Source organism: Nocardia sp. NPDC058480, from assembly GCF_042720495.1.
Classification (GTDB): domain Bacteria; phylum Actinomycetota; class Actinomycetes; order Mycobacteriales; family Mycobacteriaceae; genus Nocardia.
In genome coordinates this window covers 320,080-344,070 of sequence record NZ_JBHXMN010000005.1, presented here as the reverse complement: position 1 = coordinate 344,070, position 23,991 = coordinate 320,080, and the positions used below count along the sequence as shown (strand labels likewise).

Below are 23,991 nucleotides of genomic sequence, written 5' to 3'. Positions count from 1 at the left end.
CGATGACCAGCTCCGCGGTCATCGGGACTTCGTTTCTGTGCCGTCGCAGGTCAGCGCACTGTCACCACCCGGGAATGCCGTCCGGTGGCACCATCGGGGAACGGTGTGGTCCGCACGTCGGTCTGCACCGTGCCGGTGGCATCGACGGCGCGCACTCGCAGCGAGTGAGTTCCGGGGGAGGCGTTCCACACCCAGGTCCATTGGCGCCAGGTGTCGATGGAGTACGCGGCGGCAAGCGTGGCCTGCTGCCAGGGGCCGTCATCGACCTGGACCTCCACGGCGGTGATACCGCGGCCCTGTGCCCAGGCGACTCCGGCGACGGTCACTGGTCCGGCGGGCAGCTTCGCGAACGCGGCGGGGACATCGACCCGGGACGCGGTCTTGATGGGCGCACGGTCGGCCCAGCCGCGTTCGGTCCAGTACGCCGCGGCGCGGTCGAAGCGGGTGAGTTCGAGGTCGACCACCCATTTGGTGGCCGAGACGTAGCCGTAGAGGCCGGGCACGATCATCCGTGCCGGGTAGCCGTTGGCCACGGGTAAGGCGTCGCCGTTCATCGCGACGGCGAGCAGCGCGTCAGGGTTGTCGAGGATAGCGGCCAACGGGGTGCTCGCGGTGAATCCGTCGATACTGCGGGACAGAACCATGTCGGCATCGCGAGCCGGGCCGGCTTCCCGCAGCAGATCAGCGAGGCGGTAGCCCGTCCAGGTCGCGGTTCCGGCGAGGCCGCCGCCGACTTCGTTCGAGACGCAGGTGAGTGTGATGAGTGATTCGACGGCCTGCCGGGCGCTCAATTCGTCGAAGTCGAGCCGGATTTCGCGGTCCACCATCCCGTGGATGCGCAGACGCCACCGGTCGCGGGTCAGCGACGGAAGCTGCAACGCGGTGTCGATGCGATAGAAATCCGCTGCCGGAGTGATGAATCGGGTCAAACCGGGAACCGAGAGATCCATCTCGGGAGTGACCGGCGGGATGGGATCGGCCACCCGCGGAAGGACGAAAGCCGCTCGGTCGGCGCCGATATCGCGCAGTCGCTGACCGATGACCCGCCCCGCGGTGCCCGCCGCCGCGGCACCGGCAACCACTACTCCCAGCGCCAGCAGGAACCCGCGACGGGTGGGCCCTGCCTGCCGACCGGCATCGGCCGGAACGAGGAAGAGCGCGCACAGCGCCGCGATCCCCGCACACGTACCGACTACGGCGGGGATGGCGAACAACGGTGTGGCGGTCGGCCTGGACAGCGCCAGCACCGCCACGACCAGGCCGAGACCGCCCAGGCAGCAAGCTCCCAGCGCGAGCTTGCGGCGGGTCACCTGGCCGATCAGTGCGGCCGCCGCCACCATGACCACACCCATCGTGATGGCCAGCGCCAGTTTGTCGTTCGTGCCGAACCAGCGAATGGCATTGTCCTTGAGCCACTTCGGCGTCCGGTCGACCACCGTCGCGCCGAGTACGAAGAACGGCGAGGACGTCGGATCGAGGAAGGCGGCCACGAGGTGTCCGACCCCGAGGACGACGGCGGCGGCCGCCGTAGTCGCGGCGGCCGCCGCCGTGCGGCTCATCGGCCGATGCGTGAACCCGATGCGGCGAATCATGCTGTCACTCCTGAGGTATCGAGTGTCGGCATGACCCGCCGGGGCGGGTCAGCCGACAGTCAAGCTGACGATTATCGGCGGGGTAGGCGCCGGCGAGCCACCGGCGGGTTCGACGGTCATCGCGAGGGTGTCGGCGGCATCGACTGCGGTGACGATCGAGACCGAACCATCCAGCACCGACACGGACTTCGGTGTGCCCGCGGGCGGCACCAACCACAGCTGGTACGTGCGGTCGGCGGGCAGGGTGGGCAAATCGCTGAACGACACCGCGGCGGCGCCGAGCTCCTTCGACTGGGACACTGTCATCGACCCGCCGCCGGGGACGGTGACCGAGGACTCCCGGCTGTCAGGCTGGTCGAGCACCTGTTGCGCGGTGACCGCTTTCGACCCCTCATCCGCGCGTTCGATCACCGCCGCGATGCCGACCCCGGCGCCGACAGCCACGATCGCCGCCGCCGCGACGGTCAACCACCGCACATGCCAGCTCCGGCCGAGAGCGCCGCGGCGCGCGAGTGGATGCCTGCGCGAATCGTGTTGATCCAAGGCCAGCATCAGCGCGGATTCCAGTCGCGCGGGTGGTGGCACCGAGTCGAACACGGTCAGCGCCGCGATGGTCTCCTGAATGCGGCGCACGGCGGCGTGGAACTCCTCCGCGTGGTCGGGTCCGGCCGCGACGAGCCATTCGTCGAGAGCGTGCCGCTGCTGTTGGTCCAGCGCGTCCAGTGCGTACGGGTAGGCCTCATCCATCCATGACCAAGGGGTCCGCCGATCTGTCTCGCTCATCGGAAATTCCCTCCGGTCAAACAATTTTCGAGTCTCTTCAAGCCGTCTCTGATCCGGCTCTTCACCGTCGGCAACGGCACTGCCAAGGTCTCGGAGACCTCGACATAGGTGCGCCCGCTGTAGTAAGCCAGCGCCACCGCCTCGCGTTGCAGTTCGGTCATGGTCTCCAGGCAATCCAGCACCGACTGTTCGTCGAGGCGCTGGATCACCTCCTCGGACACGATGTCGTGGTCGCAGCCGAGGTGAGCATGGCCGAAGACGAGGTCGCGGCTGGTGGCCGATTGCTCGGCTCGCACCCGGTCGACCGCGCGCCGATGGGTCAGCATCAGCAGCCAGCCGATCGGGCTGGCCTTGGTGGCGTCGTAGTCCGGCGCCAGCGACCAGACCTGCAGGAACACCTCTTGGGCGATGTCCTCGGCGGCGCCGTGGTTGCGCACCACCCGCAGCGCGAGACCGAACACCCGGGGGCTGGTGGCACGGTAGAACTCGGCGAACGCCGCACGATCACCGGCCGCGACGTCGCCGAGCAGTGTTACCAGCCGGGCCTGGGCGGCATGGTCGGGCTTGGCACCCGCCGGGCAAGCGGTCGCCGGATCGGCGACCGCTCGCAGGCGGATCGGTGAGGAGCCCGGCCGGTTCGTCATCGTGTGCTTCCTGCTCGCATCGGCATGAGAAGGACTTCGGCCAGCCCATACGTTCGGATGGGCGCCGCCGAGATATTTCTCGTCCGATCCTACGAGCCTCAGCGGCGCCATCATCGCCGACATCAGGCTGCAGGCGGCATGAGCACGCTGTCGATCATGTACACGGTGGCATTGGCCGTGCCGACGCCACCACAGATCACGTTCGCGTCGCCGACCTTGATGCTGTTGCCCGCACCGCTGACCGTGACATCAGCGCCTTCGACTGTCTTGTGCGTGCCCGCGATGGACTGCGGGGCGATCTGGCCGGGAACCACGTGGTAGGTGAGGATCTTGGTCAGCGTGGCGGAGTCGGTCTTCAGCGACTCGATGGTGGCCGGATCGATTTTCGCGAAGGCGGAGTCGACGGGCGCGAAGACGGTGAACTGGCCGCCGTTGAGGGTGTCGACCAGGTTGACCTGGGGGTTGAGCTTGCCCGAGACCGCCGCCACGAGGGTGGTGAGCATCGGGTTGTTGGACGCGGCGGTGGCCACCGGGTCCTGTGCCATTCCGCTGACCGAGCCGGGACCGCTGGGAACCTGGGCGGCGTATTCCGCGCACCCCGGACCGACCAGGCCCGAAGCGGCGGCAGCGCCGGAGGTGGTGGGCGCCGAGGTCATCGGCGCGGAGGAGGTGGGTGCGGTGGTGCTCGAGTCGTCGTCGGAACAGGCAGAGGCGCCGAGCACCGAGCCGAGGAGTACTGCCGCCATGAGGGCACTGCGCATCGATCGCATGGTCTTTCGTCACTTCCGTCGAGGCGGCACGGACGCCGCACTGGTTTGGACGCAACGGAGTTCGGCTGGCTCACCTCCTCGGATGGCTGCCGATCTGATCGGATTTGCGCGCGGCCTCCTCGGCCCGAGGAGTCAGGACTTCGTGGCGACGACGAGAATGTTCTTACCGAAGACCTTGCCGGTGACGACCTGCATGACCTTGCTGAGCGGGAACAGGACTCGATCGTAGAATTTCAGCGCTCGGGTGTTGATCGTGCCGTCGTCGCTGCCGATGATCTTGTAGGCCAAGGTGGCGAAGAAGCCGATCGGGTCGCAGTAGCGCGACTCCACGATCTCCAGCCCGGCATTGCGCAGAATGCGCTCGAGCTGGGTCCGGCGGTAACGCCGGTAGTGCCCGACCTTCGTGTCCATCGACGTGAACAGCATCTCGAGCGCGGGCACATAGATCACCAGCGTCCCGCCCGGCCGCAACAGCGAGGTGAGGTGTTCCGAGGCTTCCTGGTCGTTCTTGATGTGCTCGAAAACGTTGAAAGAATATATGAGACTGTACATTTCGGAATCGGAGGGCTCGGCGTCGCAATCGACGACCTTGTAGCCCTTCGACAGCAGCAATTTCTGCAACTCGGCGTCGGGTTCGAGACAATCCGGGACGATCCGCCGCTCGGCCAACATGTCGGCATAGGTGCCCCGACCAGCACCGAAGTCGAGGATGCGCAGGTCCGGCGACGCGACATGTTTATCCACGCAGTCGATCAGAAACTTGTTGTAATTGACCGCTTCGGTCATCGCCTCCAGGTTGTCGCACCCGGTGTACGCGAATTCGCTGCTGGTCACGCTTGATCCCCTCAATTCATCGATGGGCGGCAATGGCGGCCAGCGTAGTCCGACTACATTGCGGTGCCACGACATCGGGAATAATGACCGCGCCGCGCGCGCCGATCCAGTACGGACCGTGCGCGCGTCAGCAGGGCAGCGGACGACCGAGGGTGATGGTCTGCAGCAGCCGGATCACGGTGTCCTGCGGGCAGATTCCGTCATCGCCGAAGGTCCGGCCGAGGTCGACCACCAGGCTGAACGCCGCGTGCACGAGGATTCTGGCCTCGCCGATCGACAGCTCCGGCCTGGCCTGCGCCACGAGTTTGGCCCATTCGGTGATGATCAACTGCTGCAGGTGGCGCAGGGTTACCTGATCGGCGGGGTCGACATGGGTGAATTCGGCGTAGTAGACGAAGGTCAGCGCCCGCTCGTCGAAGGACCCGGTGACATAGAGGTCGATCAGTGTCCCCAGCGCCTCGGCGGGGGTATCGGCGGCGGTCACCGCGGGGGTGATCGCCCCGGACACCCGGTCGGCCGCGCGCCGGAACGCCGCGGCGAGCAGGTCGCTCTTGCTGCGGTAGTAGCGATATACAGCCGAGGCAGCCGACAAGTCCGCCGCGACGGCGATGTCTTCCATACTGACGTTCGGATAGCCACGCTCGTGGAACAGCTCCACCGCCTTGCGCAGCAAGAGTTCATGTTTGAACGGCTCCGGCCGCTCGGTGGCCCGCCGAACCAGCGCGGCACTTCGCTCACCCGACAGATCGGCGTCGATCAATGCCCAGGCGGTCGCTTTGAGCAGCGGGGCAAGCGCTTTCGCTGAGACGGTCGCGTGATGGTCGCCGATGCTGCTGATCACCGCGTACAGCGAAACGGTGCGGACCACGCGGTCGTAGCCGTCGAGTTCGGGGTGCACGTCATGGATGAGGCCACGCACCGCGGCGATCGCGGTGGTGAACTGTGCGGTGAACTCGGTGAAGTCGGCGGGCTCGAGGTAGCGGCGCTCCCACCGGGCCAGCGCGACGGTCGGGCGGTTGGCGATGGTGAGCGCGATGATCGCGTCCAGAACGTGATCGAGGCGCTGGCGCGGTGACCAGTCGGCAGCGTCGTCGGGGAGTTCGACGGCACTGCGCGCCAGCCCCGACAACCGCAGTAGTTCCTCCCGGAACAGCGCGTATTTGCTCGGAAAATGGCGGTAGAGGGCGGTGGAACTGATCTCGAGCCTGCGGGCGATGTCGTCCATGCTGACGCCGTGGTAGCCGTGCGCGCCGAACGCGGCCGCCGATTCCGCCGCGATCTGCGCACGCCGGTTCTTCGGCCTGCGCTTGACCACCCGTGGTGGCGCGTCCGCCGTCGATTGTGCCGCGTGTTCGTTCGTCGTCCTGCCCATCTCGTCTGTCATGTTATCGCCCGGTAACCGCGGGCTAGCTCACCGGATTCGCTCACTGGGCAGGCGCGGTCGGCGTCGGGGAATTCACCTTCTCGACGAGCCACCGGCCGTTGTCGGCGCGCAGGCTCAGCACCATCGACAGCTGGCCGGGCTTGGGTTTGTGCTGGGTTCCCAGGCTGGTGATGGTCTGGCGGATCACCACGATCGCCTCGGCCGAGTCCGCGTCGGCGGTGCGGATCGCGCACTGGGTGTCGGTGACCTCCGAGGTGACTTCGCCCTGGGTGAGCACCTCGCGCAACTCGGTGCTGGTCGACTCGAACTGCTTCTTCCAGTCGCCGGTCGAGCCGTCGAGCACCGCTGCGAAGTACTCGTCGAGCTGCAAGCTGTCGTAGTCGGCCAGCACCGGCCCGTAGTGGCAGGCGGCCTCGCGTGCCTGTTCCTGGGCTCGCAGGAGGTCCTTGTTCTGCTGGTTCTGCACGAAGAAGACGACCGAGGTTGCCAGCGAGGCGCACAGGACCACAGCCACACCGACGCACGCGACGACAGCGGCCGTGCGTCCCCGCAACCACGACTCCTCGCGGTCGGCGGTCGCAGCCGATTCCGTAGCCGGTGGTTCGGCGGTCGGCGTCGTCTCGGGAGCCGGGTCCGCCGTGGTCGCGCCGGAATCGGTGATCGGTTCGTTCGAGTCTTTGTCGTCGCTGGTCATGCTGGAACTCCTCAACGTGGTGCGGGGACGGCGGGCTGGGACAGTTCGTTGCCGGTGACGCCGGGGGGCGGCCCCGCGCCGTTGTCGGGCCCCGGCGGCCTCGGCGCATTGGCCGAACCACGCACCTGCAGGGCCGGATTGGCGGTGACGCAATAGTTGTAGAGACGCACCCTGGTGTCGGTGGTCTCGGTCGTCGGCACCACCGGGACGGTGTCGTATTCACACGTCGGCCGTGGCCACGGGTCGATGAGGGTGAAGAAGCCGCCGTCGTGTGCCGGAACGCCGATCGCATCGGCGAAGCGGCTCAGCGACGGGAACAGCGCCTCGAGTGCCGGTTGCCGGAGTTTGGCGGCCTTGGTGATGGCGACGAAGTTCGTCACCAGATCGGTGATCGGATCGTGGGTGCGCGAGACGAACCCGCCCAACGTCGCCAACTGACCCGGGCCCTGTTCCATGAGGTGCCGTACCTCGGCGTCGGCGGCGGTGAACTGCCGGAACAGGGCTGTGCCCGACGCGGTGAGCGTGCTGAGGTCCGGTTGCGCGTGCGAGGTCGTTTCCGCGATGACCTCGAGATTGCGCAGCAACTGCTGAGTCTGTGGCAGTAGCTCGGTGAGCCCGGCCATCGCCCTGCTGATCCCGGAGATCATGTTGCGCAACCGATCCGGGCCCCCGGCGAGCGCCTTGTCGAGTTCGTCGACGATCACCGTGAGCCGTTCGGGATTCATGCCGCCGACCAGACCGCTCATGTTCGCCAGCACCGATTGCATCGGCACCGGCACCGAGGTCTGCGCGCGCTCGACGACCGAACCGTCGCGCAGATAGGGCCCGCTCTCGGAGACGGGACGGAAGTCCAGGTACTGCTCGCCCGCCGCGGACAACCGGTTGACGGCGACCGTGCCACCGACCGGAATCCTTGTGCCCCCGTCGATCTCGGCCACCGCCGCGACGCCGTCACCGGACACGCGAACCGCGCCGACCCGGCCGACCCGCCAGCCACGGAAGGTGACATCGCTGCCGGCGGTCAATCCGCCGGAGGTAGCCAGCTCCACGGTCACCACATAGTGCGAACGGCTCGGATCGATCCGCAGCACCGCGCCGCCCAGATAGAGGCTGCCGAGGACGAGCACGACCACGAGCCCGGCATTGGCGACGGCGACCCGCCTGCGCACCAGCCATTGCCACAGCGGTGAATTCATCGCGGACCCTCCTGCGGTGCGGGTTGCGGGATGCTGGTCACGCGACCGAACACCTTCGCGAGAACCTCGGCGAGACTGCCGATGAACGCGGGCACATCGCCCGCTTCGGGCCAGCGGCTGCCCGACGGGTCGGTGAGTGCGCCGATGTCGAGATAGGACACCGTCGCCGCGACCGCCAGCGTCGGGCCCTGCAGGCTGGCCATCAGCGAGGGATAGAGCGTGTGCAGACCATCGAGGGTGCCGGTGAGGTCGTCGCCCATCAGGGTGAATCCCGACATCAGGTTCTGCACGCTCTGGAACAGGCTCACGAACTGCGGCCCATTGCTGGTGCTGAAGTCGCCGAGCGCGTCCATGGTGACCGCTACTTTGCCGATCAGGTCGACGATCGACTGGTTGTTCTCCGCGACCAGGCCGATCAGCTGCGGAAAGCTGTCGGCGACGGCGCCGAGTTCGGCCTTGCGGCCCGCGAGCTCGGCGGTGAGCACCTGCAAGCCGTGCAGGGTGGCGTCGAGGTCGCCGGTGCGCTGGTTGAGCGCACCGATGACGTCGGTCATCTCGGTGATCAGGTGACGCAGGTGCGGTGCGTGCCCGGCGAAGATCGAATCCAGTTCGGAGGTGATCCGCGCGGCCTGGTTGATGCCGCCACCGTTGATCAGCATCGAGATCGACATCATCAGCTGTTCCACCGAGGCTGCCGAGCCGGTGTGCTCGATGCCGATCGTCTCGCCCGCGCGCAGCGGGGCGCCCGCGTCCGCGTCGGTGGGCAGGGTCATCGCGACGAAGATGTCGCCGAGTGGGGTGGCCTGACGCAGTTCGGCGGTGGTACCGCGCGGCAGCTGGATGTCCTCGCGGATCAGCATTTCGATGTCGGCCAGGAACGACGTGGTCGAAATATCGGTCACGACACCGATATCGGTGCCGCCGATCTTCACCTGGGCGCGGTCGGGCAGGTTCAGTGCGTCGCGGAAAGCGGCGTGCAGGGTATAGCCGGGGCCACCGATACCGGGTTCGGGCATCGGCAGCTCGCGCACGGTGAGCGAGCACGCGGTGCTCGCCGACACGACAACCGCGGCGCAGGCAGCGGCGGAAACGGCTGTGCGCAGGTTCATTTCGTGATTCCCAACAGTGCGGCGGTGAGCCCGAAGTCCGGGCCGAAGTCGGCGATCTTGCCGGTGCGGCAGCCGTCGAGGCGCATCTGGACGCGTTCGCAGAACAGCGACAGTGCCTCGCCGTCGAGCACCGCCTTGTCGAGTAGTCCGTGCAGGCGCAGCGCTTGGCGTTCCCTGCTCATCGCGTTGTCGATGTTGTCGAAGAACATCGGTCCGATGTCGATGATCTCGGTGAGTCCGCGTGCGTTGGCCCGCATCTGGGCGGCGATGGCGACGAACTTGCTGAGCGCGCCCGCCAGCTGATCCTGATTCTGGCCGACTACCGAGGAGGTGTTGGTGACGAAGTCGTCGAGCTGGGTCAGCACGGCCTGCAAACCGGGCGCCTGCGCGCCGAGCAGGGCCAGCAGTTCGGTGATCCGGCCGCTGAAATCGCGGACGGTCTGGTCGTTCTCGGCGATGATCTGGGTGATTTCGTTGAGCCGGATGACCGTGTTCGAGATCTGGTCGGAATTGGCGAAGGTCACCTCGAAGGCCGACGACAGTGCCTCTAGGGTTTCGCGGAGCCGGTCGCCGTTGCCGTCGAGCAGCGGGAACAGCACCCGGCTGGCCATCGGGCCCGCCTCGCTGTCGCCTTTCAGGGCGGCGCCGAGTTGGTCGAAATTCTCCAGGATGCGGTCGAGTTCGACGGGAGTTCTGGTGCGGGACAGGGGAAGATGCGCACCGTCGGCCAGTTCGGGGCCGGACCCGGTATAGGCGGGCGCCAGTTCCACATGCCGGTTGGTGATCAGCTGCGGCGAGATCAGCGCGGCCATCGCGTCGGCCGGGATCCGCACATCGCTGTTCACCGACATCACCACCTCGACGTAGCTGCCACGCGGCGTCACCGATTCCACGACCCCGACCGGAACGCCGAGTACCGACACCTCGTTGCCCACGTAGAGCCCGGCCACGCTCTCGAAATCGGCGCTGATGCGCTTGTTCTCGCCGAAGTACCGGTCGCCGAGACTCGACACACTGCTGGGTAGCAGCGAACAACCCGAGGCGACAACAGCGGCCACGCACAGCGCCGCCAGTTTGATTCTGCTTCTCATCAGTTGCACCCCTGTACGGCCTGCGCGAAGCACAGCCAGTTGTCGGGAAAGACCCACGGTGCCCAGACCTCGCCGTAGGGGCCGTTGCCGACCACGTTGTTGAACTGGCGCAGGGTGACCGGGGCGATCTCGTAGATCCGGTCCAGGTTCTCCTTGTTCTTGGTCAGGCCGTCGGCCATGGTGTCGAGGTTGGCGATCAGCGGACCGAGCTCGCCGTTGTTCTCGATACCCATGTCCTGCAACAGCTTCGACAGCGCCGCGACATTGTCGAGGAGCTGGGTGAGCAGCGTCTGTCTGGTCTGGACCGCGGCGCCGATCGCCTCACCGCGGGTGAGCAGCACGAGCACGCTGTTGCGGTTGTCGGACACGAGCTGGGAAACCTGGTCCATGCTTTTCAGCAGCAGGTCGACTTCGTCACGGCGGGCGTTGATCACCTGGGCGAGTGCGCCGATGCTGTCCAGTGCCTGCACGGCCATCGCGGGGGAGTCACCCATCTGCTTGTCGAGCAGGTCGAGCGCGGTCCGCAGCTTGCTCGGGTCGAGGCGCTCGATCCGTTCGAACGAGGACGTGTACTGCGGGTCCTGGATCACCTTGCTCAGGTTGTAGGGCACCGAGGTGTTCTCGACGGTGATCCGGTTGCCGCTCAGCGGGGTGCCCTTGCCCGGCTTCAGGTCGATGTGGAGCCTGCCGAGAATGGTCGACATCTTGATCGCCGCCTTGGCGTCGGCGCCCAGTCGCAGGTCACGGCGCACGGCAAGGGTCACGTCGACCCGATCGTTGACGAGCTCGACCGCGCGCACCGCCCCGACCTCGATACCGGAGATATCGACGGTGGCACCCGGCCGTAACCCGGCGGCCTGGGCGAACTCCGCGTGAATCGTCTTGTCGCCCAGGCGGAGCTGGGCGAGCAGGCTGGACCCGCCGAGCAGCACCGCCACCGCGAGCACCGCGGCCAGACCGAGGCGCAGGTTGCGGTTGTCGCGCAGGAACGCGAGCTTGCCGATCATCGGCACACCCCCGACTGCGATTCGCCGCCGATCTGGGAGAACAACCCCGGCGGCAATACCACGTTCCACAGCGAGACGTCGAGTCGGCAGATGTAGGCGTTGCCGTAGGCGCCGTAGCTGGTGAACCGGGCGACACCGTTGAGGAAGTCGGGAAGTTCCACGGCGGCGCGGTCGAGCGCGGCACCGTTGTAGAGCAGCATCATCACGCCCTCGGTGGCGGTGCGCTGCGCCTCGCCCATGCCTGGTTTCACCTGGCCGATGAGCGTGACCAGGGAGTCGGTGGCGCCTGCCACCCGGTCGACGGAGCTCTTCAACGTCTGTCCTTCCGCGTAGAGCCCGTCCATCAGGCTGCGGGTCTGGGTGATCAGGGTTTCCAGTTCGCCGCTGCGGTTGGCCAGACCCGACATCACCGCGCTGAGGTTGCCGAGCACGTCGCCGAGGATCTCGTCGCGCTGGCCGAAGGTGTTCGCCAGTTCGGCGGCCTGGGTGATCAAGGCGGACAGGGAAACCTCATTGCCCTGTAGTGCCTGGATGAGGGTTTCCGACAGCGAATTGATCTGGTCGGGTTGCAGCACACTGAACAGCGGTTCGAATCCCGACAGCAATGAGGACACGTCGAAGGACGGCTCGGTGCGGGTGAGCGGAATCTGTGCCCCCGGCGGCACGGTCACGCCGGCGTCCTTGCCCGCGGCCAGGGCGACATAGCGCTGGCCGATCAGATTCTGGTAGCGGACAAGCGCTTTCGTCGTATCGGTGAGGTGCTGGCGCGCCTCGATCCGGAAGTCGACGCGGGCGGTGTAGTCGTCGGTGAAATCGATCTTGTCGATGCGGCCGACCCGGACACCGGCCATCCGGACGTCATCACCCACGCGCAGCCCGAGCACATCGGTGAACAGTGCCGAGTAGCTGTGGGTACTGCCCGGCACGCTGCGCTGCAGTGTCGACCAGACGGTATAGGTGAGTGTGACCGTGAGGGCGACGAACAAGCTGAACCCGATGAGCGCTTTCGTCGATTTCATTGCGCGGCACTTTCGGTGTCGGGGACGAGGGGGACGTTGCCCAGGATCGAACCGAGCAGCAGCAGCTGGGTCACCGTGGGCCGCCCGCCGACCAGTGCCGCCACCGCGTCATATCCCCGCAGTGAGATCGGTGTCGCCGCACCGGCATTCGGCAGCGGTGCGGCGGCCGGTGCGGTGATTCCGGGGATGGCGGGCAGCCCGGGAATCGACGGTAGTCCCGGAATCGCGGGCAGGCCGGGGATCGTGGGTGCGATGGGTAGGCCGCCGCCGATGCCGGGAATTTCCACCGTCGGTGCGGGACCGGCCGCCTCGACGCGTCGCGGGAGCTGCTGGGCCGGATACTCCTGTGGCGGTGCGACGTCCGGCACTGTCGGCCCACCGCAGCGCGGCCCGGACATGTCGCCGTAGCGCGGACAATCCGCCGCGGTGTACTGCTGGAACGGAGTGAACGAGACGTCCATCTTCCACACCATCTGCTTGCGCGGCCCGAAGTGGAACACCTGCTGCAGCTTGTGCAGCGAGACATTGAGATTAGCCGCGGCCGACTGCAGGGCGGCGGGATCCTTGGCCAACGCGCCGAACACCGTGTCGAGCCCTGCCGCCAGGTCCTTGCCCGAATTCGGGTTGGCGGCGAACAAGCTGTTCACCGCTTCGACGGTGGAGTTGCCCTCGGTGAGCAGCGCGACCAGCTGGGTGCGGTGCTCGTTGAGGGTGTTCGCGGCGGTCAGCGAATCGCCGAGCATGCCGACCAGCTCGGGCGCGGACTGGCTCAACGCCATCGACGCACGGCCGAGATTGCCGAGCAGACCGCCGATCTCGGGAATCCGGTGCACCTCGGTGAGCCAGGTATCGAGGCGCTCGATGGTGGAGCCGGGCACGCGCGCGCCACCGTCGAGCGCGGCGGCCAGCGTCGCCAGCACCCGGCCGAGTTTCTCCGGCTGGATGGTGGTGAGCACGTCGCGCAGGGTGTTGAGCGTGGTTTGCAACTGAATGGTCGCCGAGCTGGTGTCCTCGCGGATGGTGGCGCCCGCACGCAGCGTGGCGGCGGCCGCGCCGTTGTCGACCAGCTGGATCGAGGTGACACCGAAGATGTTGTCGGGGATCACCCGCGCGGTGACGGTATCCGGAATCGTCGCGGCGATACCGGGTTTCAGCTCGAGGGTGGCGTGCTGGAGCCTGCCCTTGGCGACCATGTCGACAGCTGAGACCGCTCCCACGATCATTCCCCGGTACTTGACGTCGGCGCGCTGGGGTAGGCCGTCGCCGGTGCTGGTCAGTTCGGCGCCGACCACCACCGTGTTTTCGAACTCGCCGTTGTAGCGCAGCGCGAGCAGGTACAGCGCGACCGCGAAAGTGAGGGCCACGGCCAGGCCCGCGAGGGTGAGCTGGAGCGGTTTGGGCCCGCGGCCACTGGGATCGAGCATCATCGAGGCGACCTATCCCGAGATCCGGAATCCGGGGTCGATGCCCCAGATAGCAAGGGTGAGAAAGAGATTGGTGAACACCATCACGACGATGACCATCTTGATCGCACGTCCGGCCGCCACTCCGACACCTTCGGGACCGCCGGAGGCGGTGTACCCGTAGTAGCACTGGATGAAAGTGGCGATCAGCACGAAGATCACGACCTTGAGCACCGAGAAGAACACGTCGCCGCCCAGCAGGAACTGGAAGAAGTAGTGGTCGTAGGTGCCCGCGGTGGTACCGCCGAGGAACAGCACCGACAGCTTGGTCGCCACATAGGCGACCGCGAGGCCGAGGGTGTAGAGAGGGACGATGGTCAGCGTGGCCGCGATCATCCGGGTGGTGACCAGGTAGGGCAGCGGGCGGATCGCGATGGATTCGAGCGCGTCGATCTCCTCCGAGATCCGCATCGAGCCGAGCTGGGCGGTGAACCGGCAGCCGGACTGGATGGCGAACGCCAGGGTGCCCAGGATCGGCGCGATTTCGCGGGTGGTGGCGAAACCGGAGATGGCGCCGGTGAGTGGGCCCATGGTCAACAGGTTGAGCGCGGTATAGGACTCCACGCCGACGGTGATGCCGCCGAACGCGCACAGCACCACTACGACACCGACGGTGCCGCCGCCCACGATCAGCGAGCCGTTGCCCCACCCGACATCGGCGACCAGGCGCGCGACTTCCTTGCGGTAGTGCCGCAGCGCGAACGGAATCGCGAACAGCGCCTGGAAGAACACGATGGCCTGATGTCCGACCCGTTGGTTGACTCGCACAGGCGCTTTCGCCGCCGCACCGACCACGCGCACCGGCCGCAGCACGGGCGGGATGTATTCGGCTGCCATCTCAGACCACCTTCGACGGGAAGAAGGTGTTGTACAGCTGGGTGACGATGATGTTGGTGGCGAACAGCATCAGCGCCGAGGACACCACCGCCGAATTGACCGAGTTCGCGACCCCGCCCGGTCCGCCTTTGGTGTGTAATCCGATGTCGCAGGCGATGATCGCGGTGAGCACGCCGAAGATGGCCGCCTTGACCAGCGCGACGATCAGGTCGTTGGCTACCGCGAACGAGGCGAACGAGCCGATGAACGACCCCGGTGTGCCGTGCTGGGCGTAGACGTTGAACAAGTACGCGGTCGCGAAGCCGACGAACACGATGAACCCACACAGCAGCATGCTGACCAGCACGGCGGCGGCCAGTCGCGGCGCGACGAGCCTGCGCACCGGATCCACCCCCATCACCCGCATCGCGTCGATCTCCTCCCGGATGGTGCGCGAACCCAGGTCGGCGCAGATGGCCGAACCCACCGCGCCCGCGATCATCAGCGAGGTGACCAGTGGCGCACCCTGGCGGATGATGCCGAGCCCGGCCACCGCGCCGATGAAGGTGGTGGCACCGACCTGATTCACCAGGGCGCCGACCTGGATCGAGACCACTACCGCGACCGGGATCGCGACGAAGACGGTCGGCAGGGCCGAGACGTTCGCCATGAACGCGCACTGCTTGATGAACTCCTGGAACGGGAATCGCCGTTGCGCGATGGAGAGGAACAGCTGCGCGATCGTGGCCCTGGCGAGCAGAACCTGCCTGCCCAGTGTCTCGATCGACTGCTGCGGGTGCCGTCGCCAGAGCCCGGTGGCACTGTCGACAATCTTGTCGAGTTCCGACGGTTCGGTAGCGGGTCGCGTCATACGCTCAGCCAATGTTCGAGTAGGACCAGGAGTGCGCCGACCGCGGCCACGCCGAGGACGAGCACGCAGAGCAGCGCGATCCACATGCCCACGCGGAGAACGGGATTGACCTGTGTCCGCCCGCCCAGGATCTTGACGACGATCACCACGATGTCGATGAACCAGACCAGCGCCATCATCAGGTCATCGTCACGTTCGCGAAGGTGAGCACCGGCCAGCACACGATGGACCCGAGGAACGATATGACCAGGTCGACGCCGTGAAGGTCGCGGAGGTGACCGGTATGGGTGAGTGTCCAGACGACCCCGACGAGACCGTAGGGGATGCCGATGATGATGAGCGTGCCGAGGTATTCCGACACCTTCATCTCGTAACTGAGAAACCTGTCCAGCCGTCGCAACATGGCGATACCGGTGTTCCTTCCTTCACGAACCGGTCGGTGACGATGGCTGGTGGCCGATGTCGTTGACGGTCCGATGATGTTGCCGACAATTCTTGTCTGATCTGATGATGTTTCCGACAATTCTTCAAAGATGAGCGATGAGGCGACTGTGATCAGCGGATAGCCACCCTGCATGCCAGTGATAAGTTACTACCAATTCTCCCCGATGAGTCAAGAATGGTGATTAACATAGTCTCGGAAGGGGCGCCGACGGTCGGCGACTGTGCAGGAGGTTCGTGATGTCCGCGGTCATCGTTGATGTGGTTCGTACGCCGTCGGGCCGGGGCAAGCCCGGCGGTGGGCTGTCATCCGTGCACCCGGCCACGCTGCTGGCAGGCGTGCTGGCGGAACTGGTCGTGCGCACCGGGATCGATCCGGTCCTCGTCGACGACGTGATCGGCGGCTGCGTCACCCAGAGCGGGGAACAGGCCAACAACATCAGCAGGACCGCTGTACTGGCTGCCGGATTCCCGGAATCGGTCCCGGCCACCACGGTTGACCGGCAGTGCGGGTCGAGCCAGCAGGCCGTGCATTTCGCCGCCCAGGGCGTGCTCGCGGGCGCCTATGACGTGGCGATCGCCTGTGGGGTCGAGTCGATGAGCCGTGCGCCGATGTTCTCCAACACCCAGGGCAAGGACTCGCTGCGCGGTCCGCTCGCCGCCCGCTATCCGGCCGGGCTGATCGGGCAGGGGATCGCCGCGGAAATCCTCGCTGCCCGATGGAAATTGGATCGCACGGCGCTGGACGAGTTCGCCGCGCGATCGCACCGGCTCGCGGCGGCCACCGCGGCCGTGGGCGGGTTCGACGCCGAGTTGATGGCGTCCGGTGAACTCACCGCCGACGAGACGATCCGCGCCGCTACCACCGTCGACGGATTGGCCGGCCTGCGTCCGGCCTTCACCGATCCCGCTGTGCTGGACAGGTTTCCGGAGATCGACTGGTCGGTCACCGCGGGCAATTCCTCACCGCTGACCGACGGCGCGTCGGCGGCACTCATCATGAGCGAAGCCATGGCGGCGAAGCTGGGGCTCACCCCCCGCGCCCGCTTCCACTCCTTCGCCGTCGTCGGCGACGATCCCACGCTCATGCTCACCGCTGTCATCCCGGCGACCCGCAAGGCGCTCGAGCGGGTCTCGCTCACGGTCGACGACATCGACACCTTCGAGGTGAACGAGGCTTTCGCCCCCGTTCCCCTCGTCTGGCAACACGAACTCCACGCCGACCCGGCCCGGGTCAATCCGCGCGGCGGCGCGATCGCACTGGGTCACCCGCTCGGTGCTTCCGGCACTCGACTGCTCGCCACGATGGTCAACCACCTCGAACAAACCGGTGGTCGCTACGGGCTGCAAACGATGTGCGAGGCAGGCGGATTGGCGAACGCGACAATCATCGAACGGATGTGAGCACGATGACCATGGACTCCGTGGCGCCCGATCACGCGCTGACCCTCGACCGCGTGCGCCTCCACATTCCCGACACCTACCGATCCCCCCGCAAACGCCCCGCCCAACTCGCCGACGCCTTGGACTTCTGGATGTTCGCCGGTGCGGCCGCGAACGTCGCGATGCAATTCGCGCACCAGGGTGTCGCGGCCGGGGTGATGGAGAGCAAGGTGGAATCCGGTGCGCTGATGGTGCATCCGTGGAAGCGGCTGCGCACCACCTCCGCCTACCTCGCGGTCGCCGTGCTCGGCACCGACGAGGACAAATTGGCGATGCGGGAGGCGGTGAACGTCGCGCACCGCCAGGTCAGGTCAGGGCCGGACTCGAAAGTGAAGTACAACGCCTTCGACCGGAACCTGCAGATGTATGTGGCGGCGGCGATCTACATCGGTTTCGAGGACACCCATCAGCTGCTGCACGGCAAGATGACCCCCGACGAGCTCGAGGCGTTCTTCCAGGGCGCGGACACTTTCGGCACCACCCTCCAGGTCCACCCCGACATGTGGCCGAAGACGCGCGCGGAATTCGACGAGTACTGGCTCGGGGCCTGCGAACACGTCGTGTGCGATGACGAATTCCGCGCCTACATCGACGATCTGCTCCACTTGCGGATGATCCACTGGTCGGTGCGCGTGACGTTCGGCAGCCTCCTGCAGTTCCTGACCGCCGGCTTTCTCCCGCCGCATTTCCGCGACCAGATGGCGATCGAATGGACCGATTCCGACCAGCGCCGCTTCGAGCACCTGTTCCTGTTCGTCGGCTTCGTCAACCGCTTCATCCCGAAGTTCATCAGGTTCGCGGGCACCAATGCGATGATCCGCGATGTGCGTCGCCGAATCCGGAAACAGAAGGCGCTCATCTGATTCGGGAGCCGGTGGTGCCGAGCGCGGCGGCGGTGAGGCAAGCGAGGGCGGCGGTGATCCAGAGGGGAGTGTAGGAGCCGTTGATGTCGCGGATCAGGCCGCCGGTGAGAGCCATCGCGCCCGCGCCGAGTTGGTGGAAGACGCTGATCCAGCCGAAGGTGAGCGCGCTGTCGGTGCCGAAGTAGTGGCGGCACAGGGTCAGTGTCGGTGGCACTGTTGCGACGTCGAGGATGCCGAACACCACGGCGAAGACGACGAGGTCGGGGGACCATCCGCTGGTGAACAAGACCGGAAGGACGGCGAGCGAGAGGCCCCGGCCGAGGAAGAACACGGCAAGGAGCAGCCGTGGTTCGATCCGGTCGGTGAGCCAACCCGCGGAGACGGTGCCGAGAATGTTGGTGACGCCGATGATGGCCAGCAGGCCCGACGCGGCGGTGGCGGCCATCCCGTGATCGTGCGCGGCGGGTGTGAAGTGGCTCCACATCAGGCCGTTCGTGGTCGCCCCGCACAGCGCGAACATCGTGGCCAGGACCCAGAATCGGGTGTCGCGCAAGGCGCGCAGCAGAGCGGTGATCGTGCGGGCGAACGGATTGATCCGGCGATCGGTGTCGACCGGTTCGGCGTCCGGATCCGCGCCGTAGCGGATGGTGCCGACCGCGGCGGGGCTTTCGCGCAGGAAAAGCAGAACGCCGAGCAGCGCCACCGTGGCCAGGGCGCCGCACGCGAGCACGGGTGCGCGCCAGTCGGCCCGTTCGAGCAGCACCGACAGCAGGGGCAGCATCGCGAACTGTCCGAATACGCTTGCCGCGGTGAGTAATCCGGTGGCGAGACCGATCTTGCGGTAGAACCACCGGTTCGCCACGGTCGCGGCGAACACCGTGGTGATCGACCCGGTCCCGACACCGATGGCGAGGCCGAACCACAGCACGAACCAGAACACCGACGGGGTGACGAGCGCGGTGAGAACCGAACTCGCGATCAGCGCGATCAGCGCGTACGAGGTGACACGGCGGATGCCGTAGCGGTCCATCATGGCCGCCGCGAACGGCCCGACCACCCCGTAGAGCACCATGTTCACCGCCACCGCGGCACCGATGCCGGTGCGACTCCACCCCTTCGTCTCGACCAGCGGTTCGGTGATCAGGCCCGCGATCGTGGCGAAGCTTCCCGCCGCGATGAGCGCGAGGGCGGCCACGGCCACGATCGTCCACGCCGGATGAAAACGGGGCACCCGCCGGATCACGCGCTGCTCGATATCGACTTCGGAAATACTCACCGGAATCCTTCGCGTTGCTCGACGTCCTTATCCTCGTTTCTATCAACCACCGGTCAGGATCAACAGTATGCACAATCTTGTCCATATGGACGAAGCGGATACCATCGAGCGTATGGCTACCGAGGACGAAGTCCGTGCACCGATCGTGCGAGCGATGCGAAGCTGCCCCGTCGAAGTGAGCATCGCCGTGCTCGGCGGCGCCTGGAAGATGACAATCGTCAAATACCTCCTCGACGAGCCCCTGCGCTACGGCGAATTGCGCCGCAAGGTCGGCGAGGTGACTCCCCGCGTACTCACCCGCCAGTTGCGCGAGCTGGAACAAGACGGCATCGTCAGCAGACACGCCTTCCCCGAAGTCCCACCACGCGTGGAGTATTCGCTCACCTCGACCGGGAAAGCATTGCGCGGCTTCGTCACCGAGTTGAACCAGTGGGGTGCGGAATACGTCGAGAGTCTGGCCGAATCCTTGCCTACTCCGAGCCGCGGATCCGCTTCAACCGAATCAGCGTCACCGGGCACATGAACCTCGCCGCGGGGACAGTTCGGTATCAACAGCGGGCGGCCGAGGGTGCCTTGGGGTTCGTGGTGGTGAACGGTGAGGGTACGGCGGCGGACATGGTTGATCGTGCGAAGCCAGTGTTCGGAATCGCGCTGAGCGCGGTCAGCGTTCGTGTCGGATGCTCGGGTGAAATCAGGTGGTGGGCTTGCCGAACCAGTGGGAGAGGTGGGTGTTCAGGTCTTGTTGGTGCTCGCCGATCCAGGCGACGTGGCCGTCGGGGCGAAGCAGGAGCGCTGGAATATCCAGTGCCACAGTGGGATCGGTGATGAGGTCGACTCGGTCGGACCAGCCTTCGACGGTCAGGTGTTCGGTGCGGTCGAGTACCAGGCCGCGGCCCTGATGTAGCCGGTCGTAGAGGCGGCCCTGTTTCAGGTCGAGGTCGGGCAGACGGCGGCCGAGTAGGTCGGGGCCCGCGCCGAAGTCGTAGCGGATGTCGATCGCGGTGATCTTCTCGATCAGGTAGCGGGCCACCTCGTCGAAGTCCATCAGTTCGGTGAGCAGTCTGCGCGCGGCCTGCGGGCCCGGTTCGGTGGAGGTCAGTTCCACCTGGGCGCGGGTGTTGTCCAGGACATCCGCGGCCACCGGATGACGTTCGGTCTGGTAGGTGTCCAGTAATGTTTCCGGTGCCCAGCCATGGATCTGTGCGGCCAGTTTCCAGCCGAGGTTGACTGCGTCCTGAACGCCGAGATTCATTCCCTGACCGCCGGCGGGCGGGTGGATGTGCGCCGCATCGCCGGCCAGTAGCACCCGATCGACCCGATATCGCTCCGCCAGCCGGGTGGCATCGCCGAAGCGGGACAGCCAGCGGGGGGAGTGCACGCCGAAATCGGTTCCGGCGATGGCGCGCAACTGTTGTTCGAAATCCTCGAGAGTGGGTGGTTCCGAGCGATCATCGCTGACTCCCGCGGCGGGGATCACAACGCTATAGACCCCTGCGCCGAAGGGCCTGAGGCTGAATCGCTTATCGCCGATTTCGGTCACGATGGCAGTGACCTCCTCCTGCGACACACCCACTTCCATCTCGCCCATCAGCGTCTCGGTCCGTGAGGGCTCGCCGGGGAAGCCGACGCCGAGCAGCTTGCGCACCGTACTGCGCGCGCCGTCACAACCGACGAGATACCGCGACCGCAGCCGCTCGCCGTCCGCCAGCTCGACGGTCACCCCCTCGTCGTCCTGCTCGAAACCGGCTACCGCACAACCGCTCCGGACCTGCGCACCCAGTTCGATCGCATGTTCTTCGAGGAGATGATTGATGATCGGCTGCGGGATGCCCAGCTGATAGGCGTACGCCGAATCCAAGCCCTCGGGCGTAGGTTTGGCGATCGCGGCGAAGACACCGCCGACGGGACGCTGTCGTCCGCGTTCGAGAATACGATCCAGCAGTCCGCGCATCGCCATCAGCTCGAGGCTGCGAATATGCAGGCTGACTATGCGGACGAACGACGCCACAGGCTCGGGTTCCTTCTCCAGAACAAGCACCCGCACATCGTGCAGCCGCAGTTCGGCGGCCAGCATCGCGCCGGTCGGCCCACGCCCGGCAATGATCACATCGAACATGAACCACCCATTCGCCCAATCTCGCCCACCCAGTAGCCGCGCATCCCCGTCCGCAGGCGCCGCGCGTGCACGCATCTCGCAGATTCCGGATTTCCGCAGGTCCTGGCCTCGGCCGCCCATTGTGCGGCACTCCTGAGTCTTGCCGCAAGCAGATTTTTGCGCGCTCGCGTCGCGCTTCGGCCGGAACGGCATGTGCAGCTTGCTGATCCGAGTGGATCGTGCGGCCGCGATCTGAAATCTAGCAGCGCTAGACAGGCTGGCGGACGGGTGTTACCGTTGCTCCAGTATCTAGCGATGCTAGAAAGTTGGAAAGGAAGCCGAAAATGCTCATTGTCACCGGCCAGCTCATCGCCGCCGTCGCCGTTCTCGCCAACGCCATCGTCTATGGCACCGATGTCTGCGGGGCCGTGATCATGCGGTCCGTGTACCGCAAGCTCGATGACGCGACGGTGACCGTGAGTGCGGGCTGGGGTCACTACTACGGCGACAAGCGCATGCCGGTCTTCGGGGTGGGCGGTGTGGTCACCGCGGTGCTCACACTGGTGATCGCGCTGGCGGCCGGCCGGATCGGCGCCGCTGTCGCAGCGGGGATCACGGTGGCGGCGCTGCTCACCTGGCTCGCCTTCTACGTCCGCATCGCCAAACCGATCAATACCCGGCAGACCGCCGCTGCCATGAGCGGCATCATCCCGGCCGATGCCCGTGCGCTGCAAGACAAGTGGGACAGCATTCTGAAGTACCGGGTCACCCTGCAGTTCACCGCCATTGCCGGATTGTGCGCCGCGCTCATCCTGTTCTGAGCTCAGCCCCCACGGTGCGGGCACACCTGAAATCGAATTCACCGAGGAGTATTTGACATGATCTCGAGGGGCAGTGGCGCGGTCACCTGTACCAGCTGTCACCCTCGGCGCCTGCTCGCCGTTGCAAGTAGTCGGTCAACGAACCGGCAACCCACTTGCGGTCATCGGTTTCGTGATCCCAGACATACACGCCGGTGTTATGTCCCGATGGCAGTCGGACGTAGGCGAACTGGTCACCACCGCCGTTGTCACCGAAAAACATCAACTGGTCGAAGGACATGTACAGCTCCGCGAATTCGGCATCATGGCGGAACTGGGTGTTCTGATCGATGATCTCCTCGACCGACCACACGAGACCGGACCCCCACTCGGCGAGCACACCGTTAGTGTGCCGCAGCAGATCTCGCAACTCGTTCGGAACGGCCTGGCCCAAATGGCTCTCGACTTGGTCTACCTCCGTGCCGGAAGCTTCAGGTGCGAATTCCGCATCCGCATAGAGTTCTCGGATCAGGTCCTTCCACATTCGCCGATCTTGCCATGCGATGAACATCGTTGAACCCGTGTCTCTTACGACGAAATCTTGCCGTTCGATCGGAGTCGTCGAGACGTTCCGCAATAGGCCATATCGCGTGGGAGAGAGCCCGTGATCGCAGGCTGAGTCTCCGGTGCGGAACCAGGAAACTCGGATGACAGTGATCGGATCGGTAGGTTAGCGTCGATGGGATGAATCGCCAGTGGATTCTTGTCCAACGACCTGCGGGCATGGTTGACGACAGTAGCTTCGAGCTCAGGATCGGCCCGGTCCCGACCGCTGGGCCGGATGAGGCACTCGTCAGGGTGGTCTGGCTGGCTTTCGATCCGACTCAGCGAGGCTGGCTCAATGACGGCCCGAACTACCTGGATCCGGTGCCACTCGGTGCGGTGATGCGGGCAGGTGGTGTCGGTCAGGTAGTGGCATCCCGCAACGCCGAGTATGCAGTGGGGGAGTGGGTTTGTGGGATGGTCGGATGGCAGGACTACGCGATCGCATCGGGCCAGGGGCTGCTGGGACTCAATATCGTTCCCCCGGGTATCGACCCCAAGATGATGCTCGGCATCTTCGGGGCGACCGGCCTGACCGCCTACTTCGGCATGATCGATATCGGTAGGCCCTCGGCCGGGGATACCGTGCTGGTGTGCGGAGCCGCCGGCGCGACCGGTTCCATCGCAGGCCAGATCGCGAAAGCCCTGGGATGCAGGGTGATCGGGATCGCGGGCGGTAGCGCCAAGTGCGCCTGGGTCACCGAGGTCGCCCGGTTCGACGAGTGCATCGACTACAAGGCCGATGACGTCGAAGCGAGGTTTCGCGAATTGGCTCCCGATGGTATTGATGTGTTCTTCGACAACGTCGGCGGCGCCATCCTGGATGCCGGACTGGCGAATATCGCCGAGCGAGCCCGAATCGTGGTCTGCGGCGGCATCTCTTCCGGATACGAAGCGGGTGAACCGCCTCCTGGACCACGCAACTACCTGCAACTCGGGCTCAAACGGGCACGGATGGAGGGATTCATCTTTCTGGACTACCTCGACCGATTCCCCGAGGCATTCGCCCGGTTGCACGAATGGATGACCCAAGGCCACATCGTGTACGCCGAAGATGTCGCCGAGGGTTTCGAACTAGCGCCGGCCACGTTGCGCGGCCTCTTCGAAGGGCGCAACCTCGGCAAGCAACTGCTCCGCATCGCACCCGAGCCCTGACCTTGCTCGAACGGTTGGTCGCCGGAATCGATGGGGTTTTCT

The 23,991-nt window shown here is 66.0% G+C and carries 25 protein-coding genes; 5 read left to right on the top strand and 20 right to left on the bottom strand.

The window, feature by feature from the left end:
- Window positions 1–50 precede the first annotated feature (50 nt).
- The 17 genes from ACFWO8_RS15840 to ACFWO8_RS15760 form a co-directional block, all read right to left on the bottom strand.
- Window positions 51–1,592 (bottom strand): molybdopterin-dependent oxidoreductase, encoded by a 1,542-nt coding sequence (locus ACFWO8_RS15840; protein ID WP_378950514.1) that lies wholly within the window; start codon window positions 1,590–1,592, stop codon window positions 51–53.
- 48 nt (window positions 1,593–1,640) lie between these two features.
- The gene (locus ACFWO8_RS15835; RefSeq protein ID WP_378950511.1) at window positions 1,641–2,375 is read right to left on the bottom strand and encodes an anti-sigma factor domain-containing protein; all 735 of its coding nucleotides are present in this window, start codon (window positions 2,373–2,375) and stop codon (window positions 1,641–1,643) included.
- Window positions 2,372–3,019 (bottom strand): ECF RNA polymerase sigma factor SigK, encoded by a 648-nt coding sequence (sigK, locus tag ACFWO8_RS15830; protein ID WP_378950508.1) that lies wholly within the window; start codon window positions 3,017–3,019, stop codon window positions 2,372–2,374. Before sigK ends, ACFWO8_RS15835 begins: the two co-directional genes overlap by 4 nt.
- Window positions 3,020–3,141: 122 nt before the next feature.
- Window positions 3,142–3,789: a fasciclin domain-containing protein gene (locus ACFWO8_RS15825; RefSeq protein ID WP_378950505.1), complete on the bottom strand. Its 648-nt coding sequence runs from the start codon at window positions 3,787–3,789 to the stop codon at window positions 3,142–3,144.
- Window positions 3,790–3,921: 132 nt separating this feature from the next.
- The gene (locus ACFWO8_RS15820) at window positions 3,922–4,623 is read right to left on the bottom strand and encodes a class I SAM-dependent methyltransferase (RefSeq protein WP_378950502.1); all 702 of its coding nucleotides are present in this window, start codon (window positions 4,621–4,623) and stop codon (window positions 3,922–3,924) included.
- A gap of 127 nt (window positions 4,624–4,750) precedes the next feature.
- Window positions 4,751–6,007: a TetR/AcrR family transcriptional regulator gene (locus ACFWO8_RS15815; protein ID WP_378950499.1), complete on the bottom strand. Its 1,257-nt coding sequence runs from the start codon at window positions 6,005–6,007 to the stop codon at window positions 4,751–4,753.
- Between the two features lie 40 nt (window positions 6,008–6,047).
- A complete protein-coding gene (locus ACFWO8_RS15810; RefSeq protein WP_378950496.1) occupies window positions 6,048–6,701 on the bottom strand; it encodes a hypothetical protein in 654 nt (217 codons plus the stop codon).
- 11 nt (window positions 6,702–6,712) lie between these two features.
- On the bottom strand, window positions 6,713–7,897 hold the full coding sequence (locus tag ACFWO8_RS15805) for an MCE family protein (RefSeq protein WP_378950493.1): 1,185 nt from the start codon (window positions 7,895–7,897) through the stop codon (window positions 6,713–6,715).
- Window positions 7,894–9,006, bottom strand: coding sequence for an MCE family protein (locus tag ACFWO8_RS15800; protein WP_378950490.1), 1,113 nt, complete (start codon window positions 9,004–9,006; stop codon window positions 7,894–7,896). The genes ACFWO8_RS15805 and ACFWO8_RS15800 overlap by 4 nt, the downstream gene beginning before the upstream one ends.
- On the bottom strand, window positions 9,003–10,097 hold the full coding sequence (locus tag ACFWO8_RS15795) for an MCE family protein (protein WP_378950487.1): 1,095 nt from the start codon (window positions 10,095–10,097) through the stop codon (window positions 9,003–9,005). The genes ACFWO8_RS15800 and ACFWO8_RS15795 overlap by 4 nt, the downstream gene beginning before the upstream one ends.
- Window positions 10,097–11,104: an MCE family protein gene (locus ACFWO8_RS15790; protein WP_378950484.1), complete on the bottom strand. Its 1,008-nt coding sequence runs from the start codon at window positions 11,102–11,104 to the stop codon at window positions 10,097–10,099. The genes ACFWO8_RS15795 and ACFWO8_RS15790 overlap by 1 nt, the downstream gene beginning before the upstream one ends.
- Window positions 11,101–12,123: an MlaD family protein gene (locus ACFWO8_RS15785; protein WP_378950481.1), complete on the bottom strand. Its 1,023-nt coding sequence runs from the start codon at window positions 12,121–12,123 to the stop codon at window positions 11,101–11,103. The genes ACFWO8_RS15790 and ACFWO8_RS15785 overlap by 4 nt, the downstream gene beginning before the upstream one ends.
- Entirely contained in the window at window positions 12,120–13,550 is a 1,431-nt protein-coding gene (locus ACFWO8_RS15780; protein WP_378950478.1) for an MCE family protein, read from the bottom strand. Before ACFWO8_RS15780 ends, ACFWO8_RS15785 begins: the two co-directional genes overlap by 4 nt.
- A 9-nt stretch (window positions 13,551–13,559) precedes the next feature.
- Window positions 13,560–14,423, bottom strand: coding sequence for an ABC transporter permease (locus ACFWO8_RS15775; RefSeq protein ID WP_378950475.1), 864 nt, complete (start codon window positions 14,421–14,423; stop codon window positions 13,560–13,562).
- A gap of 1 nt (window position 14,424) precedes the next feature.
- The gene (locus tag ACFWO8_RS15770; protein ID WP_378950472.1) at window positions 14,425–15,273 is read right to left on the bottom strand and encodes an MlaE family ABC transporter permease; all 849 of its coding nucleotides are present in this window, start codon (window positions 15,271–15,273) and stop codon (window positions 14,425–14,427) included.
- Window positions 15,270–15,452 (bottom strand): hypothetical protein, encoded by a 183-nt coding sequence (locus tag ACFWO8_RS15765; protein ID WP_378950469.1) that lies wholly within the window; start codon window positions 15,450–15,452, stop codon window positions 15,270–15,272. Before ACFWO8_RS15765 ends, ACFWO8_RS15770 begins: the two co-directional genes overlap by 4 nt.
- Window positions 15,452–15,676 (bottom strand): hypothetical protein, encoded by a 225-nt coding sequence (locus ACFWO8_RS15760; RefSeq protein WP_378950937.1) that lies wholly within the window; start codon window positions 15,674–15,676, stop codon window positions 15,452–15,454. The genes ACFWO8_RS15765 and ACFWO8_RS15760 overlap by 1 nt, the downstream gene beginning before the upstream one ends.
- 275 nt (window positions 15,677–15,951) lie before the next feature.
- Here ACFWO8_RS15760 and ACFWO8_RS15755 point away from each other — a divergent pair, with 275 nt between their 5' ends.
- Window positions 15,952–17,118 (top strand): thiolase family protein, encoded by a 1,167-nt coding sequence (locus tag ACFWO8_RS15755; RefSeq protein ID WP_378950466.1) that lies wholly within the window; start codon window positions 15,952–15,954, stop codon window positions 17,116–17,118.
- A 5-nt stretch (window positions 17,119–17,123) separates the two neighbouring features.
- Entirely contained in the window at window positions 17,124–18,020 is an 897-nt protein-coding gene (locus ACFWO8_RS15750) for an oxygenase MpaB family protein (protein WP_378950463.1), read from the top strand.
- Here the strand turns inward: ACFWO8_RS15750 and ACFWO8_RS15745 are convergent.
- Window positions 18,013–19,296 carry an MFS transporter gene (locus ACFWO8_RS15745; RefSeq protein WP_378950460.1) on the bottom strand — a complete coding sequence of 428 codons (1,284 nt, stop codon included), beginning with the start codon at window positions 19,294–19,296 and terminating at the stop codon, window positions 18,013–18,015. The two genes, ACFWO8_RS15750 and ACFWO8_RS15745, sit on opposite strands and share 8 nt — an antisense overlap.
- Before the next feature lie 112 nt (window positions 19,297–19,408).
- Between ACFWO8_RS15745 and ACFWO8_RS15740 the strand changes: the two genes are divergently transcribed.
- Complete coding sequence (locus tag ACFWO8_RS15740) at window positions 19,409–19,819, top strand: winged helix-turn-helix transcriptional regulator (protein WP_378950456.1); 411 nt, start codon at window positions 19,409–19,411, stop codon at window positions 19,817–19,819.
- 168 nt (window positions 19,820–19,987) lie between these two features.
- Here the strand turns inward: ACFWO8_RS15740 and rox are convergent, their stop codons facing one another.
- Entirely contained in the window at window positions 19,988–21,412 is a 1,425-nt protein-coding gene (gene rox / locus ACFWO8_RS15735) for a rifampin monooxygenase (RefSeq protein WP_378950453.1), read from the bottom strand.
- Between the two features lie 323 nt (window positions 21,413–21,735).
- On the opposite strand from rox, the gene ACFWO8_RS15730 reads away from it, so the two are divergent.
- A complete protein-coding gene (locus ACFWO8_RS15730; protein WP_378950450.1) occupies window positions 21,736–22,212 on the top strand; it encodes a DUF1772 domain-containing protein in 477 nt (158 codons plus the stop codon).
- 82 nt (window positions 22,213–22,294) lie between these two features.
- On the opposite strand, the gene ACFWO8_RS15725 is transcribed toward ACFWO8_RS15730, so the two are convergent.
- Window positions 22,295–22,735, bottom strand: coding sequence for an SMI1/KNR4 family protein (locus tag ACFWO8_RS15725; RefSeq protein WP_378950447.1), 441 nt, complete (start codon window positions 22,733–22,735; stop codon window positions 22,295–22,297).
- A gap of 200 nt (window positions 22,736–22,935) precedes the next feature.
- On the opposite strand from ACFWO8_RS15725, the gene ACFWO8_RS15720 reads away from it, so the two are divergent.
- Entirely contained in the window at window positions 22,936–23,949 is a 1,014-nt protein-coding gene (locus tag ACFWO8_RS15720; protein ID WP_378950444.1) for an NADP-dependent oxidoreductase, read from the top strand.
- Window positions 23,950–23,991: the final 42 nt, after the last annotated feature.